This window comes from Lelliottia sp. 489, assembly GCF_050435885.1.
In the GTDB taxonomy this organism is placed as follows: Bacteria; Pseudomonadota; Gammaproteobacteria; order Enterobacterales; family Enterobacteriaceae; genus Enterobacter; species Enterobacter nimipressuralis.
On sequence record NZ_JBNDLC010000003.1, the window covers coordinates 88961 to 103652 of the forward strand.

17 protein-coding genes are annotated in these 14692 nt (G+C 55.9%); 7 read left to right on the top strand and 10 right to left on the bottom strand.

Annotated features, from left to right (window positions below):
- Nucleotides 1–7: 7 nt before the first annotated feature.
- Nucleotides 8–370, top strand: a complete 363-nt coding sequence (locus ABIE11_RS11645) for a hypothetical protein (RefSeq protein ID WP_102105397.1) — start codon at nt 8–10, stop codon at nt 368–370.
- A gap of 233 nt (nt 371–603) precedes the next feature.
- On the top strand, nt 604–1164 hold the full coding sequence (locus ABIE11_RS11650; RefSeq protein WP_429184549.1) for an Ail/Lom family outer membrane beta-barrel protein: 561 nt from the start codon (nt 604–606) through the stop codon (nt 1162–1164).
- Nucleotides 1165–1181: 17 nt separating this feature from the next.
- Here ABIE11_RS11650 and ABIE11_RS11655 read toward each other — a convergent pair whose 3' ends face one another.
- The gene (locus tag ABIE11_RS11655; protein ID WP_100779212.1) at nt 1182–2081 is read right to left on the bottom strand and encodes a LysR family transcriptional regulator; all 900 of its coding nucleotides are present in this window, start codon (nt 2079–2081) and stop codon (nt 1182–1184) included.
- Nucleotides 2082–2164: 83 nt separating this feature from the next.
- Between ABIE11_RS11655 and ABIE11_RS11660 the strand changes: the two genes are divergently transcribed.
- A complete protein-coding gene (locus ABIE11_RS11660) occupies nt 2165–2782 on the top strand; it encodes a short chain dehydrogenase (RefSeq protein WP_429184550.1) in 618 nt (205 codons plus the stop codon).
- Here ABIE11_RS11660 and ABIE11_RS11665 read toward each other — a convergent pair.
- The 7 genes from ABIE11_RS11665 to ABIE11_RS11695 all read right to left on the bottom strand — a co-directional run bounded on the left by ABIE11_RS11665 (nt 2776) and on the right by ABIE11_RS11695 (nt 11269).
- Nucleotides 2776–3510, bottom strand: coding sequence for a class I SAM-dependent methyltransferase (locus tag ABIE11_RS11665; protein ID WP_429184551.1), 735 nt, complete (start codon nt 3508–3510; stop codon nt 2776–2778). The two genes, ABIE11_RS11660 and ABIE11_RS11665, sit on opposite strands and share 7 nt — an antisense overlap.
- Nucleotides 3511–3602: 92 nt before the next feature.
- Entirely contained in the window at nt 3603–4982 is a 1380-nt protein-coding gene (locus ABIE11_RS11670) for an amidohydrolase family protein (protein ID WP_429184552.1), read from the bottom strand.
- Between the two features lie 23 nt (nt 4983–5005).
- Nucleotides 5006–5956 carry a carbamate kinase family protein gene (locus ABIE11_RS11675; protein ID WP_429184553.1) on the bottom strand — a complete coding sequence of 317 codons (951 nt, stop codon included), beginning with the start codon at nt 5954–5956 and terminating at the stop codon, nt 5006–5008.
- Between the two features lie 86 nt (nt 5957–6042).
- On the bottom strand, nt 6043–7587 hold the full coding sequence (locus ABIE11_RS11680) for a xanthine permease (RefSeq protein ID WP_129035021.1): 1545 nt from the start codon (nt 7585–7587) through the stop codon (nt 6043–6045).
- A gap of 11 nt (nt 7588–7598) precedes the next feature.
- Nucleotides 7599–9014 carry a DUF1116 domain-containing protein gene (locus tag ABIE11_RS11685; protein WP_429184554.1) on the bottom strand — a complete coding sequence of 472 codons (1416 nt, stop codon included), beginning with the start codon at nt 9012–9014 and terminating at the stop codon, nt 7599–7601.
- The gene (gene fdrA, locus ABIE11_RS11690; RefSeq protein WP_429184555.1) at nt 9014–10555 is read right to left on the bottom strand and encodes an acyl-CoA synthetase FdrA; all 1542 of its coding nucleotides are present in this window, start codon (nt 10553–10555) and stop codon (nt 9014–9016) included. Before fdrA ends, ABIE11_RS11685 begins: the two co-directional genes overlap by 1 nt.
- A gap of 108 nt (nt 10556–10663) precedes the next feature.
- Nucleotides 10664–11269, bottom strand: coding sequence for an ankyrin repeat domain-containing protein (locus tag ABIE11_RS11695; protein ID WP_100779204.1), 606 nt, complete (start codon nt 11267–11269; stop codon nt 10664–10666).
- 105 nt (nt 11270–11374) lie between these two features.
- On the opposite strand from ABIE11_RS11695, the gene ABIE11_RS11700 reads away from it, so the two are divergent.
- Nucleotides 11375–11533, top strand: a complete 159-nt coding sequence (locus ABIE11_RS11700; protein WP_429184556.1) for a hypothetical protein — start codon at nt 11375–11377, stop codon at nt 11531–11533.
- Between the two features lie 102 nt (nt 11534–11635).
- The gene (locus tag ABIE11_RS11705; protein ID WP_100779203.1) at nt 11636–12565 is read left to right on the top strand and encodes a LysR substrate-binding domain-containing protein; all 930 of its coding nucleotides are present in this window, start codon (nt 11636–11638) and stop codon (nt 12563–12565) included.
- A 9-nt stretch (nt 12566–12574) separates the two neighbouring features.
- Here ABIE11_RS11705 and ABIE11_RS11710 read toward each other — a convergent pair whose 3' ends face one another.
- Nucleotides 12575–12733 carry a YqaE/Pmp3 family membrane protein gene (locus ABIE11_RS11710; protein ID WP_100779202.1) on the bottom strand — a complete coding sequence of 53 codons (159 nt, stop codon included), beginning with the start codon at nt 12731–12733 and terminating at the stop codon, nt 12575–12577.
- A 220-nt stretch (nt 12734–12953) separates the two neighbouring features.
- Between ABIE11_RS11710 and ABIE11_RS11715 the strand changes: the two genes are divergently transcribed.
- Nucleotides 12954–13133, top strand: a complete 180-nt coding sequence (locus ABIE11_RS11715; RefSeq protein WP_100779201.1) for a hypothetical protein — start codon at nt 12954–12956, stop codon at nt 13131–13133.
- 40 nt (nt 13134–13173) lie between these two features.
- Here ABIE11_RS11715 and stpA read toward each other — a convergent pair whose 3' ends face one another.
- A complete protein-coding gene (gene stpA, locus ABIE11_RS11720) occupies nt 13174–13578 on the bottom strand; it encodes a DNA-binding protein StpA (protein ID WP_100779200.1) in 405 nt (134 codons plus the stop codon).
- Nucleotides 13579–14223: 645 nt separating this feature from the next.
- Between stpA and alaE the strand changes: the two genes are divergently transcribed.
- A complete protein-coding gene (gene alaE, locus ABIE11_RS11725; RefSeq protein ID WP_107702974.1) occupies nt 14224–14673 on the top strand; it encodes an L-alanine exporter AlaE in 450 nt (149 codons plus the stop codon).
- Nucleotides 14674–14692 lie beyond the last annotated feature (19 nt).

Here is a 14692-nt window from a genome sequence, read left to right on the forward strand (position 1 = left end):
TAAAACAATGACATTACGTCGCGGCTTACTTTTACTTTGTCCTCTTTACTTAACCGGATGCGTTGTTGCCGATCTGGATTCGACGAATTATCAGTACGTCCCCTATGTCCAGACCATCCAGAAAAAAGGCACTCTCGGACATACCAATACGGCGCAGCGCAAACAGGATCTTTACGCCTGTGGTTTAGACAAAAAAATTGATCCTGACACGCAGCCATTTAACCGTAATCAGCTTGTCGGAGGCGAAACGATGGCACAGCACGACAAGCGAATAGCCCATCTTGAGAATTGCATGATGGAAAAAGGCTATGTGTTACTCGATTTTGGTCAATGTGGCCCCTTAAAAGCCCCGACCGGAAAATGCAATTAACGAAATAAAAGCGCCAGCGGATTGCGCCCTAAATAAAACCACTCCCTCCCCTACCAATATAGGGGAGGGATACACCAGGAATATTCCGGGCTTTAGGATTAATTCCCATTTCATCACCTGCCAAAAAAACCAACAATTTTAACCGTTTCATTTGCCATGGAATGTCCATGACATATTTGCCGGATTACACCGGCGTGACCCACAATAAAATAACGGCATAAGGATTACGGAAAATGAAAAAAATATCTCTGGCGGTATGCGTGGCGGCAAGCCTTGCCAGCGGCGCAGCTCTTGCGGATAACCACACGGTTTCTCTTGGCTATGCGCAGAGCAAAGTTGAGAACTTTAAAAATATTCGCGGTGTTAACGCACAATATCGCTACGAATGGGACTCCCCGCTCAGCGTCATCGGTTCTTTCACCTATATGAGCGGCGATGACGACCAGAAATATTATGTCGATTCTGATTCCGTCAAAAATCATATCGACGTAAAATATTATTCCCTGATGGCCGGTCCGGCTTATCGCATTAATGAATATGTTTCGTTATATGCGCTGGGCGGGGTGGCACATACCAAAGCCGATGTGGATACCAAATGGGTGAACGCGGGCGACGGCTATACGCAAAAAGACAGCCTCTCTGAAAAATCGACCTCTTTTGCTTACGGCGCGGGAGTGCAATTTAACCCAACCGACGAACTGGCCGTTAACGTCGGTTACGAAGGGACGAACGCCGATATCGACGGCAGCCACTCGATTAATGGCTGGAACGTCGGCGTCGGGTATCGCTTCTAATTCTGCCCTGCCCCTCTCTACGGGAGAGGGGCTATTGTCGACACATGCTGAACAAGGTGTGCAATAAACTGCGTCAGTTTCGGCAACGGGCGTAAATCCTGGCGCCAGAGAAGGTGCACTGGTCTCGGCTGCGGTGTGAAAGGCGCCAGCACGCGGATCAACCGTCCACTCGCCAGCTCGTCGGCCACCAGCACTTCCGGTTGTAATAACAAACCCGCCCCGGCCACCGCCGCCGTGCGTAACCCATATCCGTCGTTACAGCGCAGGATCGCATCGCGCTTCCAGCGCACCTCCCCTTCCACGCCCGGCAGCCGCCACTCGTTGCGCGCGGTCCAGACCGTATGCGACAGGCACAGATGATCGACCAGATCGGCAGGCGTTTGCGGCGTGCCGTGGCGCGCCAGATAGTCCGGCGCCGCGCAGATCACCATCCGGTAAGGACAGAGATATTTCGCGACCAGATCGTCGTTACGAATATCACCGATACGGATCGCCAGATCGAAGCCCTCGTTGACCATGTCCACCATCCGGTTGGTCAGATCCAGCTCGACGCGCACCTCCGGCCACGCCTGAAGAAAGGTCGCCGTGAGCGGCGCGATGACACACCCGCCAAAGGAGGTCGGCGCGCTGACGCGCAGCGTGCCAGCCGGGGCTGCACGCAGGCGCTCCACGGCGCTTTCGGCAATCGACACCTGCTCCAGCACCCGTTTCGCCTCGTCGTAAAACACCCGCCCGGCGTCTGTCAGGCTCTGGCGGCGCGTGTTGCGCTCCAGCAGACGCGTGCCGAGCTGCGTCTCCAGCAGGGCAATGTACTTTCCAACCATCACCGCCGACATCTCCAGCCGACTCGCCGCCAGCGTAAAACTGCCGCTTTCGACCACGGCGATAAAAGTCTCCATGCCGCGAAGCTTATCCATATTGCAAACCCCTGGTTAGTAATCCTCTAACTTTAGCCCAGTTTATCCGAATTCTGTTTTATTAAAGAATGGAGGCTCACAACATGAAGGAGTCTGCTATGAAAATCGTCATTATTGGTGCCAGCGGTACGGTTGGCCGCGCCGTGACAGAAGAGCTCAGCCGTAAACACGAGGTCATTCGCGTTGGCCGCACGCAGGGTGATGAGCAGGTGGATATTACCTCGCAGGAGAGCGTGCAGGCCCTGTTCGAAAAAATCGGCCCGGTGGATGCGATTGTCTCGGCCAGCGGCGGGCTGCATTTTGGCCCTCTGGCGACCATGAAAGACAGCGATTTCAACCAGGGTTTGCAGGATAAGCTGCTGGGGCAAGTGCGCCTGGCGCTTACCGGACAGCACTACCTGAACGAAGACGGGTCAATTACCCTGATCAGCGGGATTGTCGCCCACGAGCCGATTGCCCAGGGGGTGAACGCCACCACCGTGAATGTGGCGCTCGAAGGGTTTGTGCGCGCTGCGGCTTGCGAACTGCCGCGCGGCATTCGTATCAACCTGATTAGCCCAACAGTGCTGACCGAATCCGCCGAAGCCTACGACGGATTCTTCCCCGGCTTTGAAAGCGTGCCTGCCGCCACCGTCGCGCTGGCCTATCGCCGCAGCGTGGAAGGCGTGCAGAGTGGCCGGGTTTATAAAGTCGGTTACTGAGGCTTAATGGCGGCGATCAACACCAGCATCGGTCGCTCCGCTTCTTCGGCCAGCGCGGGCCAGGCGTCAATCTGCGCCTGCGTTGGCCCCCACTCGTTGACTTCGCGAAGGCTTAAACCTGCGTGAATCAGCGCATTCAGCGTCGTGCCAAGCGTGCGGTGATATTTGATCACGCCGTCCGCCAGCCAGTTGCTGACGCGCTGTCCCTCCTGCTGATACTGATTCACTCCCCAGAACCGCTCGCCGTTGTCATCCGTCAGCCAGCCCTGGCGCGAAGCGCAGGTGTAGATCGGATGCTCCATCGAAAAGACCAGGCTGCCGCCGGGTTTGAGCGCACGCTGAACGTGGCGAAAAAGTGTATCGAGTTCCGGCAGATAGTGCAGCGCAAGCGAGCTGTAAACCAGATCGAGACTGTTGTCTTCCAGTTTCACATCCTCGAGATCGCGGCGTAGATACGTGATGGCGGGATCGGCGGTAAGCTCGGCGGCACGGGCGAGCATTTTCTCGGAGATATCGACGCCCGTCACCTGCGCCGCGCCGAGTTCACGCGCGCTGCGGCAGAACCAGCCGTAACCGCAGCCCAGATCGATGACCGTTTTACCGGCCAGATCGGGCAGCATGGATTTGAGCGTCGGCCATTCCGGTGCGCCGTCCAGCCCCTGCACCGAGCGCGGAAGCTGGGCGTAGCCCTCGAAAAACGCCGGATTGTCGTAGATATTTTGTGCCATCGCAGATCCCTCTTGGTGAATATGCGTAGCAGTATATCGCAGGGTTTGGGTTTTGTTGGCCGGGCAAGGCGTAACCGTCACCCGGCGCACTGTTAGCTCACGGTGCCCCACACCAGGTTCCCGTTATGGAACGTCGCGGTTCGCGGGGAAATGCGCGCAACGGCTTCTGCCGAGCAGGAGGCGTCCACCAGCACAAAACTCGCGGCATCCTGCGCTTTCGGCCACACGCGTTCGCCTTTGTCGTTCAGTGGCAGTACGTTGCCAGTCGCAATGCCCAGCGCGCGGGACAGCGTTTGCTCGTTCGGACGGATGTAGAGCTGCGCATACAGATTCGCTTTTTCCAGCATGTCTCCCAGACCGTACGGCGACCAGTGGTCGATCACGCTGTCGGTGCCCGTCATCACAAATACGCCTTTGTCGCGCAGCTGTTTGAGCGGCATGTGTAAGGTGCCAATCGGCACGGTCGAGGCGACGGTGATTTGCTGCGCCGCCATGCGCGTGGCGAGGGCATCCACTTGCTGTTCGTTAAGCGTCGCCAACGCAAAGCCGTGGCTGATGGTCAGCTTTCCCTTTAACGCTGGGGTTTTCTCTACCGTCTCCACCATATAATTCACCGCCGCCACGCCTGCGGGGCTTGTCTCGTGCAGGTGGATATCCACCCCTTTGTCGTAATCCAGCGCGATCTGGAACATGGTGTCGAGAGATTTTTCCATCGCGCCGTCGACGTTAGTCGGGTCCAGCCCGCCGACGTAGTGCGCCCCGGCCTGCATCGCTTCACGCATCAACGGTTCGCATTTTGACAGCAGCAGCCCATGCTGCGGGAACGCAACAATTTCGCAGTCAAAACCGGGCTTACGCCGCGCCAGCACCGCCTGCAGGTTTTCCAGATTCTTCAGGCCGGAGGTCGGTTCGATATTGCAGTGGCTGCGGGCGATGGTTGAGCCTTTGGACTGAATCAGGTCGATCAGCTTTTCCGCACGTTCCTGCGTATAAGGTTGCAGCTCGGGCAGCAGTTTTTGTTCGAGGCGGATCATATCCTGAATAGTGGTTCCCGCCGGGCGATTCAGCGAGCGCCACGGGCCGCCGTAGAAGGTCTTGTCCAGATGGATGTGCATGTCGTGCATCGCCGGGAGCATCAGCTTGCCTCCCGCATCGTAATGGGGCAGCGCGCTGTCGGCATGGCTTTTGTTGTCACGCAGGGCGACGATTTTGCCGTCCTGGATCTCCAGGGTTTTAAGCTCGGTACGGGTGCTGGTTGCCACATCGCCGTCGACGTTAAATCCGGCCTCCAGCAGCACGTTGTCGAGGTAGTAATGTTTCGCGGTGATGTTCATCGTTTTGCCCGTCTCGCAGGTGTTCTTCGCTGTCTCAGCAGCATACGCGACGGAGCCGGTCGCGCCAAACAGCGCGCAGGCAGTGACCATTTTGCCGCTCTGGCTGATAAACTCACGGCGGCTTTTATTCTCTTTCATCGTATCTTCCTTTTAGTGCTCTTTTACGCATTCACAATGTGAGTGCCGGTCTCACCGCGCAGCGCCGCAGGCAGGCAGTCTGGCGAGGTAATGATGACCCGTTTGCCGCCCTGTTTCAGGAACGCCAGACTGGCGACTATTTTCGGCAGCATACTGCCCGCCGGGAAATGGCCCTCTTCCATGTAGCGCGTCATTTGCGCCACGCTTACGGTATCCAGCGCCTGCTGGTTCGGCTTGCCAAAGTTGATGCACACCTTCTCAACGCCGGTGGTGATCACCAGTACATCGGCGGCGATTTCGCGCGCCAGCAGCGCGGTGGAGAGATCTTTATCAATCACCGCGTCGACGCTCTGATAGTCCCCCTCTTGAGTGCGAATCACCGGAATCCCGCCGCCTCCGGCGCCGATCACCACAAAGCCTTTTTGCGTCAGCGCTTTGATGGCGTCGGCTTCAACGATGCGCACCGGCTGCGGCGAGGCGACCACGCGACGATAGCCGCGCCCGGAATCCTCGACAAAGTGCCAGTCCGGATGGGCGAGCTGCAGCTCATCGCGCTGGGCTTCGCTGAAGAAGGCACCGATCGGTTTAGTCGGATGGGTAAAGCCGGGATCCTGTTGATCCACTTCCACCTGGGTGACCACCGTCACCGCCTTTTGCTCCCCGCGCGCCGCGAGACGGTTGTTCAGCGCCTGCTGGATCAGATAGCCGATCCCGCCCTGCGTGTCGGCCACGCAGTTGGCGAGCGGCGTCAGGGGCAGCCCTTCGCGCTCGTGGGCAATCTCTGCACGCCTGAGATCAAGCCCCACCTGCGGGCCGTTGCCGTGGGTGAGGACGATGTCGTAGTCGGAGGCAAGCATCTCTAATACCGACTCCGCCACCGCTTTGACCGCCTGCGCCTGATGCTCTATCGACTGACTGGCGTTATCTTTGATAATGCTGTTACCACCGATGGCGACGACCATGAGTTCTTTCATTGTGTTTCCTTTATGGGTGCGGTCTGGCCCCCTCACCCGGCCCTTTTCCCTCTGGAAGAGGATAAGGGTGAGGGGATCAGGCATTATCAGGACTCAGAAACCGGCGCGACCGACCGCGCGACTTCGCGGCTGTCCAGCACATGTTTCACCACGAACATCCCGCTCATCATCAGGTACGCCGTCACAAACATCAGCGAACTGCCTTCGGCAAATCCCACCACCGGCGCGTGAATCACGCCGAACAGAGCGAGCAGCGCCCCTACCGCCGCGGCAATCGCTCCGCGCAGGGGTTTATTGATGATGGCGAAGATCGCGATACAACCCCAGAGCATGCTGGCGAGCGGTGCGCCGTTGCCCAGATGCACCAGCCCTTCGTAGTAGATGCCTTTGCTGTGCAGCACGTCGGTGCCGATTTTCGCCGCATTGGTTCCCGCCGCGCCCATCACGCTGTTCATCATGGTCAGCGCCCAGTTGGCGATCCACGGGAACAGACAGATAAAGATGACGGGCACCTCCACTTTGGGCGTTTCCCTCACCACCTGGTTGGCGGTGACGACGCCGATAAACACCAGAATCGGCACGATGGCGGTCATCGGAATGATGGCGAGCATAAACGCCCCCAGCCCGAAAAGCGGCACGATGAACATGGTGACGCCCGACGCCAGGGTGTAGCCAATGCTTGCGCCCATCGCTTTCCAGCCCGCGTGACCGACGTAGACCGTCACCGGGAACGGGTTGCCCATCAGACAGCCGAGCATGGAGGCCAGACCGTTCGCCAGCATCACCTTCCGGGTCGGGTATTCGTCCCCCGCCGCGTGGGCGCTTTCGATGTTTTCGAGGTCAAAGATATAGTTCGCCAGCCCCAGTGGAACCGCCGAGGCCAGGTACGGCAGGGCGTGCGGCAGACCTTGCATGAAACTGTCAACGTGGACTTCCGGCGGGTTAAAGCCGAACGATGACATGGACGCTTTGATCGCTTCCGGGCTTTGCAGACCGGAGATCCACGCCAGCGCCGTCCCGGCGATCAACAACAACAGACCGGTCGGGATGCGGGCGAAGATCGGTTTTTTGCCGAACCAGTTGATGAAGATCAGCAGCAGCACGATAAATGAGACCGTCGGCGCTTCGAACGCCTGCAGCATTGGGTTCATCGCCAGCAGCAGCAGACCTAAACCGGACAGGCATGACAGCAGCACGGTGCGCGGGATCATCTTGCGGATGGTTTCGCCTAAAAATGAGCCGCCCGCCAGAATCATCGCTTCAACAAAGCACCACACCAGACCAATCTGGATGGCGAAATCCGCGTCGCCGGTCTGCTGGTAAACCGGCATCAGCACCAGGAACGTCACCGTGAAAATGGACGGCGCGCTTGGGCCAGAGGGCAGAGCCGTCACATCCGTGCGCCCGGTCTGGCGCTGCATCTGCAGGCCAAACCACGCGTAGCAAATGCTGGCGACCAGCACCGCCAGCCCGAAGGCTGGCGCGATACGTCCATAAACAATCTCTTTCGGGATGCCGACGACAAAAATGAGCAGCCCCATCATGGTCAGCAAATTGGTCAGGTTGTTGGTCATCAGGCCGAAATAGGCCGCCCAGTCACCTCTTTTCCACTCCAGTTTCATGCTTTTCATGGATGCTTGCCTTATAAAAAGTAGCGATCGCGGAAGGTCAACAGCGCCTTTTCAAAACAGCTAAATGGCGGGTGAACGATGCCCGCCCCAATCATGCCGATCCCGGCGTCTTTGTGGGCAATGGCGGTGTTGATCACCGGCAGGATGCCGCTGGCGGCAACTTTAGTGATATCAATCGCCGTCGGGATGCCCATAAACGAGAGCAGCGGAATGGTGACGTTCGGGTTTTCGCCGAGGGTGATTTCGCGCATCTGCCGCGAGAAGTCGATGGCTTCGTCCACCGTACCGCCCACCAGCGCGACAATTGCCGGAGCCGTCGCCATCGCGAACCCGCCGATGCCGTAGGTTTCGGTGATGGCGCTGTCGCCGATATCCAGACCGGAGTCCTCCGGCTTGTAACCGGCAAACATCGGGCCGATTACCTGCTGCGCCGGGCCGGTAAACCACTGCCCCGGCAGGCCGGAAATGCGCAGGCCGAATTCATAGCCGTTGCGCGCCATGGTGGTGACGACGGTGCTGAATTCGATACCGTGCGCCGCATCCAGCGCGGCTTTGCACATTGCCATCCACGTCGGGCCGGAGAAGTAGTCGCTGCTCGCCACGAACTCGAACACCTGACGCTGCTGCTCTACCGGATAACCGGCCTGAATCAGCCCCGGCGTCAGGGCCTGGATCAGCAGCGTGGTGCCCGCGTTATTGCGGTTGTGGCACTCGTCGCCCATGTGCAGCGCCTGGGCCAGCATTAAGCGCAGATCGATTTCGCCGATGATTTTCATCGCATCGCGCAGCATCGGGCCGAGCACGTCGCGCATCCAGTTCAGACGGTCGATCACGCTCTGATCGTTGGCCCCCATGCGCAGGATTTTTGCCATCTGCTCACTGAGGTTGGTGAACGCGCGGTTACCGTAGGTTTTGTTCTCGACGATGTGCATAAACATCGACGCCGACGTGACGCCCGCCATTGAGCCGACGCAGTCGTGTTCATGGCACGGCGAGAACGTAATTTTTCCGGAAGCCGCCAGGCGTTCGGCGTCGCTCAGAGAATCAGCCAGCCCTTCAAACACCAGCGCCCCCGTCACCGCACCGCGCATCGCGCCGCACATGTTTTCCCACGCCACCGGTGGCCCGGCGTGCAGAATGGTCGTAGGGGTCATGCCAGGCACCACGTTGATGGCCTGGTCGAAGCCCACCAGCACCGGATGGGACTGAATAATCCGCTCCAATGCCACTTTGTTGGCGGCGGCAATTTTCCCGGCGAGTGTCGGCTGCGCCAGTTGATCCAGCGCCTCGACCACCTGCAGATTGCCCTGCCCCGGCGGCGTCCAGTCGAGCTGCGTGACCGGGATGTGCTGTTTTTTCAGATCTTCGCTGAACAGGGCGATGCCTACGTTAATGACGTTCAACGGCTGGTTAAATAAGGTTTTCATCAGGCTTTCTCTCCTTTGCAGACAAATTCACGCGCCAGTAATCCGGTGTTAGTGCTGCTGCTCGCCCAGATCACACCTGCGTCTGTCAGTAGCTGGCACTGCTGCGACAAGGACGGAGTATCCAGATCGGTGCCCAGCACGTAGCCGAGGATCTCCAGCGGGCGGTTGTCCGCTTTGGCAATGGCCTGCGCCTCTTTGATGGCGTCGATCATCACCCCGACCGGATCCTCGTGAGAGCCGAAACCGAGCACGAAATCCATCACGATGACGCCCACTTCCGGGTCGCGCGCCTCCTGCAACAGGCGGCTGATGCGGTTGGTCGGATCGATCATTGGGTGCGGTTTTCCGTTGGTGAAATCATCGTCGCCAAAATCGAGGAAAGTGTGGGCCTGGCTGACGTTGAGATCCGCCAGACGTTTGGTCGGGTCCGGCTGAATGTTGCTGTAGACGTCGTCGAATTTTTCCAGCGCCGCGAACATCGCTTCGTCACACAGGGTGCCGCCGCAGAACAGACCGCGAATGTACTTTTGCTGTGGCGTGAGGCGAGCGCGCACCTCTTCAATTAATGGCCAGTTGAGCGGGTGGAGATCGAGAGACTCTTTTTTGATGCCCGTGAGCAGAACCGCTTTCAGGGCCGCCTCTTTGGTGCCGCGCGCGAACTGCAAACCCTCTTCATCGGCTGGCGGTTCGTTGCGACCGAGGAAGCAGACAACGACCGGTTTGCGGCAGGCGCGGGCGCGGGCCAGCACGTTTTCGGCCACCTTCGGCGCAGGCGGTTTGGAGATGAGCGCGATAACTTCAGTGGCTTCATCGGCTTCCAGCATGTCGATGGCGTCGAGCATCATCATGCCGCCGATCTTTTCGCTCAAATCGCGCCCGCCGGTGCCGATCAGCTGTGAAATTCCGCCGCCAAACTCATGAATACGCGCGCTCAGCTCCTGGCTGCCGGTCCCCGACGCGCCGACGATGCCAATCGGCCCGCGACGTACCGCGTTGCCAAAGCACAGTGCTGCGCCGTTGATAATGGCGGTTCCGCAGTCGGGTCCCATCATCAGCAGACCTTTCTGGTGCGCCAGCTGCTTGAGGGCCAGTTCGTCGTCGAGGCTGACGTTGTCGGAGAAGAGCATCACGTTGAGATCGTTTTCCAGCGCCTGGCGTGCTTCGCGGGCGGCGAACAGGCCGTTGACGGAGATCACTGCCAGATTGCTGTCGGGGCGATGCGTTTTGGCGCTGGCGAGGGTAGCGAAACGGGCTTCGTGCGCGCCGCCGCTCTCTTTACGGGTAAATAAGGCTTCGATGGCAGCCAGCGTTTCGTCACTGGCGGCCTCGCCTTTAATCACAATCATCAGGTCGCCGTTTTTAGCGTCCTGCAATTCCGGCGTTAATAATCCCAGGTTTTTTAATACGCCTTTATTCATTTCAGTCGCCATCGCCACAAACGCCTGTTCCACACCGGGCAATTTATTGGCTTTGGTCGAGACCGACATCAGTGAGACAGAATCAAAATAGGTATTCTTTTTAATAACGATTTTGGTGGGCATGTTTTCCTCCCGAATGCGGGCAAAAGGGGGCCGCCATCATGATTAAGGCATGATGGTAAACGTGAAAAAATTCAGGTCAGGCAAGCCCGAAACGGCTTGCCGAAGACATTACGCGCCGGCGGCTAACAGCAGTTCAGCAATCGCGTGATAGCCTTTTTCGCGCGCCAGTTCGAGCGGGGTTTTCCCGTATTTGTCGGTCATGTGCGGATTGGCGCCGTGGTCGAGGAGTAATTTGACGATCTCCTGCTGTTTCGCCCCGCCGTCGTTGAGGACGATGGCTTCCAGCAAGGGCGTCCAGCCGACAAAGTTGGTGTGGTTAACGTTGATATCCGTATGCGCCAGCAGCTCGCGGACAATCTCCACGTGGCCTTTTTCGCTCGCGGGGGTAATCCCCACGCCGCCAAAGCGTGACAGGCGATCGAGATCCGGATTGGCCGGCAGGACGATGCGCAGCAAGGTGAGGTCATTCGTCAGGCAGCTAATTAAGAACGGGTTAAAACAGGTCTGGTCCTGTTTATCGATATCCGCACCGGCGGAAATAAGGAATTCAACGCAAGGATAATGCTTTTTCAGGCTGGCAATAATAATGGCGGTTCTTTTCTGGCGATTGGTGGCATTGATGTCCACCCCTTTTTCCAGACAGGCTTTGAGTGCATCCAGATTGCCCTGCTCTGCCGCCAGCAGAAATTCAGTAACGAGTTCATTTGCAGACATATTCAGACTCCGATGTTTTCATTTCTGATGACCTGAGAATAGCAACAGCCCCGTGATAAAAGAATCCGCTTAAATTTCATTCATCGTAAGGACAGGGATTATTGAATGGAAATCAACAGTCAGGCCAAAACGTGCGTCGGTGCAATGTTTTTCTTATCGTTGACACCCTTTTCCGCCGTAAAAGCGCATTCTGCTTATGTCTCGACACGCCTTGCCTGGCGCGGCCTGAAACAAAAGAGCAGAAGTGTGATAGTGCTCAAATGAGATGTAACTGTAGTGTTAAATATTGTTCAAAACTGATTGCCGTTGCGGGCGATTACAAATAGATTCAACAATACCGCCGGGGCTTATGTGAGGGGTTGCGCCATGAATTCGATATTTACCGAAGAGAACCTGCTGGCCTTTACCGCCGCCGCACGCTTCGGCAGTTTTAGCAAAGCGGCCGAAGAGCTGGGCGTGACCACTTCCGCCATCAGCTACACCATCAAACGGATGGAGACGGGGCTGGACGTGGTGCTGTTTGTGCGCAATACGCGCAGCATCGAGCTGACGGAGTCCGGGTTTTACTTTTACCGTAAAGCGACGGATTTGCTCAATGACTTCCACGCCATCAAACGCGGGATTGATACCATTTCACAGGGTATCGAAGCGCGGGTGCGGATCTGTATCAACCAGCTGTTATACACACCGCGTCATACCGCCCGGCTGTTGCAGGTCTTAAAAAAACAGTTCCCCACCTGCCAGATCACCGTCACCACCGAGGTGTATAACGGCGTGTGGGATTCGATCATTAATAATCAGGCCAATATTGCGATTGGCGCGCCGGATACGCTGCTCGACGGCGGCGGGATTGATTACACGGAAATCGGCGCGATTCGCTGGGTTTTTGCTATCTCTCCCCAGCATCCGCTGGCGTTTTCCCCCGAGCCGATTGCCGAGAGCCAGCTGCGCCTCTATCCCAATATCATGGTCGAAGACACGGCGCATACGATCAATAAAAAAGTCGGCTGGTTGCTGCACGGGCAGGAGGCGATTCTGGTGCCAGACTTTAACACCAAATGTCAGTGTCAGATTTTGGGCGAGGGAATTGGTTTTTTACCGGAACATATGGCGCGGGAAGCCGTAGAGGACGGCCTTCTGGTGACGCGACGCATTAACAATCCGCGCCAGGACTCGCGCATGCTGCTGGCCACGCAGCATGCCGCGACCGGCCAGGTGACCCGCTGGATCAAACAGCAGTTTGGGCCTCAGGGGGTACTGACCGGGATATATAGCGATTTACTGTGGCGTGATTAACGCGCGTTTTTAATCGCGGCTCTGCACCCAGAAGGCGTGAATAAGCCCCGGGATGTAACCCAGTAGCGTCAGAATGATATTCAAAATAAACGCCCAGCCGAAACCTTTACCGAGCAGAACACCCAGTGGCGGGATCAGAATAGTAATAACGATACGCCAGAAACCCATACTTTCTCCATTCAAGCTAAAAAAAGAACATTGTTAAAAAAAGTTTTAACGTTAAGCGTAGCGAGTTTACCGTGTCGTGCCATTCCTTAAGTCTGCTTTTACGCTCCTTTACCCTTTTTACAATCACTTAGACTAACGATTAAGGGGTATTCACGCGTTACACCTGTACCCGGCTGATGACGTGGGCTAAGGTAAGAAATACCAAAACGAGGAGGACATTATGTTTACTGTTGGAGATGTTGTGCAGCCACGTATGGGCGGGCCAAAGCTGAAAGTCGTTGAAGTGCATGACGATCAAATCGTTGCCGTGCAGGCGAGCAATGAGCAGGGAGAGAAGTTTACGCTGAAGGCGGCGGATGTGGCGCTGTATAAAGAAGACGGCGATTTCGGCGTCTGCTGAAAGCTCAGGGCGGTGAAATACCGCCCTGATGTGAAATCACTTAGATTAAGAAATCATCCAGTGACTGGCCATTTGCCAGCGCGGTGGCGATTGGCTTAGGCGTACGGCCCTGGCCGGTCCAGGTTTTCACTTCGCCGTTTGCGTCAGTGAAACGGTATTTCGCTTCACGCGCCTGACGTTTTTGCGGCTGGCTGGCACCTTTCAGAACGTCTTTACCCAGCAGATCTTCTGGAGAAATACCGTCAGCTTTCATCAGCTCTAACAGAGCATTAATTTTCTGCTGCTGTTCAGCCTGCTGACTCTGCATTTCATCTTGCTCATTACGTTTTTCTTCCGTAACAATGCGGAATTTTTCCAGCATTTCTTCAAGCACATCAACAGAAAACTCGCGCGCCATTGCGCGAAGGGTACGGATATTATTAAGATTTTGTAACATTGAAGACATATTACTGAAGACCTTTTATGAGTTGATTCAATGAGCAATAGTTCAATATGGTAATCCACTTTACTTTGAATATCCAGCGAGATTCCTCCCAGACTTTTATTAAGGATATTCAACAATATTTAATTAATTATCCTTACCTTTATTTGCATTCCATTCAATATTGCTTTTGTTTAGCTCACACTTTCTATTTCTTATGAGCATGTTTTTGAGCAAACGCTGCCCCTCTCTCGCGTAATGCTGAATAATCACTCAACTGTTAAGCATAACTAAACAATAAACCGATCAGAACAATTCACCACAAAACAGGCGAAAATAGAACATTAATAACACGTCGCGACGTTTTTACCCGTTCGGAAGTTGAGTCTGCTGAGACGATAATTTTCTCGAATACATCTTATTGCTCACATTCACTCATTTAATTGATTTACAAGCATATTTACAAGATAAAAACAGAAAGCACCGCCGCAGTGAAAAAGTGGGATGTTTTAGAGCATTTCATGGACAAAAGGCCATTAAATAAATATTTTTCACTCATTGTGACTTTCAAAGCAGAGAGATACTCTATACACGTTCAACAAACCAACCTAAAGCACCATGCGCTGCAGGTAAAATCTCTGTTTTGTGTTCTTCTCAAGGAGTTCGGACATGTTCTCACCGCAGTCTCGCCTGCGCCATGCAGTTGCAGACACTTTCGCGATGGTCGTCTACTGTTCCGTAGTGAACATGCTGATCGAGATATTCCTCTCCGGAATGTCTTTTGAGCAGTCCCTTTCTTCCAGACTGGTAGCCATTCCGGTCAACATTCTTATTGCATGGCCGTATGGTTTTTACCGTGACGCCGTCATGCGCCTGGCGCGCCGTTTTAGCCCGTCGGGATGGCTCAAAAACCTGGCAGACGTGCTGGCTTACGTCACCTTCCAGTCACCGGTGTATGTGGCGATTTTGCTGACCGTTGGCGCAGACTGGCATCAGATTGCGGCTGCCGTCAGCTCGAATATTGTGGTGTCGATGTTGATGGGTGCGGCCTATGGCTACTTCCTGGACTACTGTCGCCGCCTGTTTAAAGTCAGCCAGTATCATCAGTCCCAGGCGTAAAGTGCTGCGACTGGCCGCT

Bases quoted from the DNA above. Each gene is read 5' to 3' on its own strand.
- ABIE11_RS11680 (WP_129035021.1), bottom strand. From the start codon at position 7,587: ATGAAAAGCATGAAACTGGAGTGGAAAAGAGGTGACTGGGCGGCCTAT.
- ABIE11_RS11700 (WP_429184556.1), top strand. From the start codon at position 11,375: ATGGAAATCAACAGTCAGGCCAAAACGTGCGTCGGTGCAATGTTTTTC.
- ABIE11_RS11685 (WP_429184554.1), bottom strand. From the start codon at position 9,014: ATGAAAACCTTATTTAACCAGCCGTTGAACGTCATTAACGTAGGCATC.
- alaE (WP_107702974.1), top strand. From the start codon at position 14,224: ATGTTCTCACCGCAGTCTCGCCTGCGCCATGCAGTTGCAGACACTTTC.
- ABIE11_RS11670 (WP_429184552.1), bottom strand. From the start codon at position 4,982: ATGAAAGAGAATAAAAGCCGCCGTGAGTTTATCAGCCAGAGCGGCAAA.
- ABIE11_RS11675 (WP_429184553.1), bottom strand. From the start codon at position 5,956: ATGAAAGAACTCATGGTCGTCGCCATCGGTGGTAACAGCATTATCAAA.
- ABIE11_RS11715 (WP_100779201.1), top strand. From the start codon at position 12,954: ATGTTTACTGTTGGAGATGTTGTGCAGCCACGTATGGGCGGGCCAAAG.
- ABIE11_RS11665 (WP_429184551.1), bottom strand. From the start codon at position 3,510: ATGGCACAAAATATCTACGACAATCCGGCGTTTTTCGAGGGCTACGCC.
- ABIE11_RS11655 (WP_100779212.1), bottom strand. From the start codon at position 2,081: ATGGATAAGCTTCGCGGCATGGAGACTTTTATCGCCGTGGTCGAAAGC.
- ABIE11_RS11705 (WP_100779203.1), top strand. From the start codon at position 11,636: ATGAATTCGATATTTACCGAAGAGAACCTGCTGGCCTTTACCGCCGCC.
- ABIE11_RS11645 (WP_102105397.1), top strand. From the start codon at position 8: ATGACATTACGTCGCGGCTTACTTTTACTTTGTCCTCTTTACTTAACC.
- ABIE11_RS11650 (WP_429184549.1), top strand. From the start codon at position 604: ATGAAAAAAATATCTCTGGCGGTATGCGTGGCGGCAAGCCTTGCCAGC.
- stpA (WP_100779200.1), bottom strand. From the start codon at position 13,578: ATGTCTTCAATGTTACAAAATCTTAATAATATCCGTACCCTTCGCGCA.
- ABIE11_RS11660 (WP_429184550.1), top strand. From the start codon at position 2,165: ATGAAGGAGTCTGCTATGAAAATCGTCATTATTGGTGCCAGCGGTACG.
- ABIE11_RS11695 (WP_100779204.1), bottom strand. From the start codon at position 11,269: ATGTCTGCAAATGAACTCGTTACTGAATTTCTGCTGGCGGCAGAGCAG.
- fdrA (WP_429184555.1), bottom strand. From the start codon at position 10,555: ATGCCCACCAAAATCGTTATTAAAAAGAATACCTATTTTGATTCTGTC.
- ABIE11_RS11710 (WP_100779202.1), bottom strand. From the start codon at position 12,733: ATGGGTTTCTGGCGTATCGTTATTACTATTCTGATCCCGCCACTGGGT.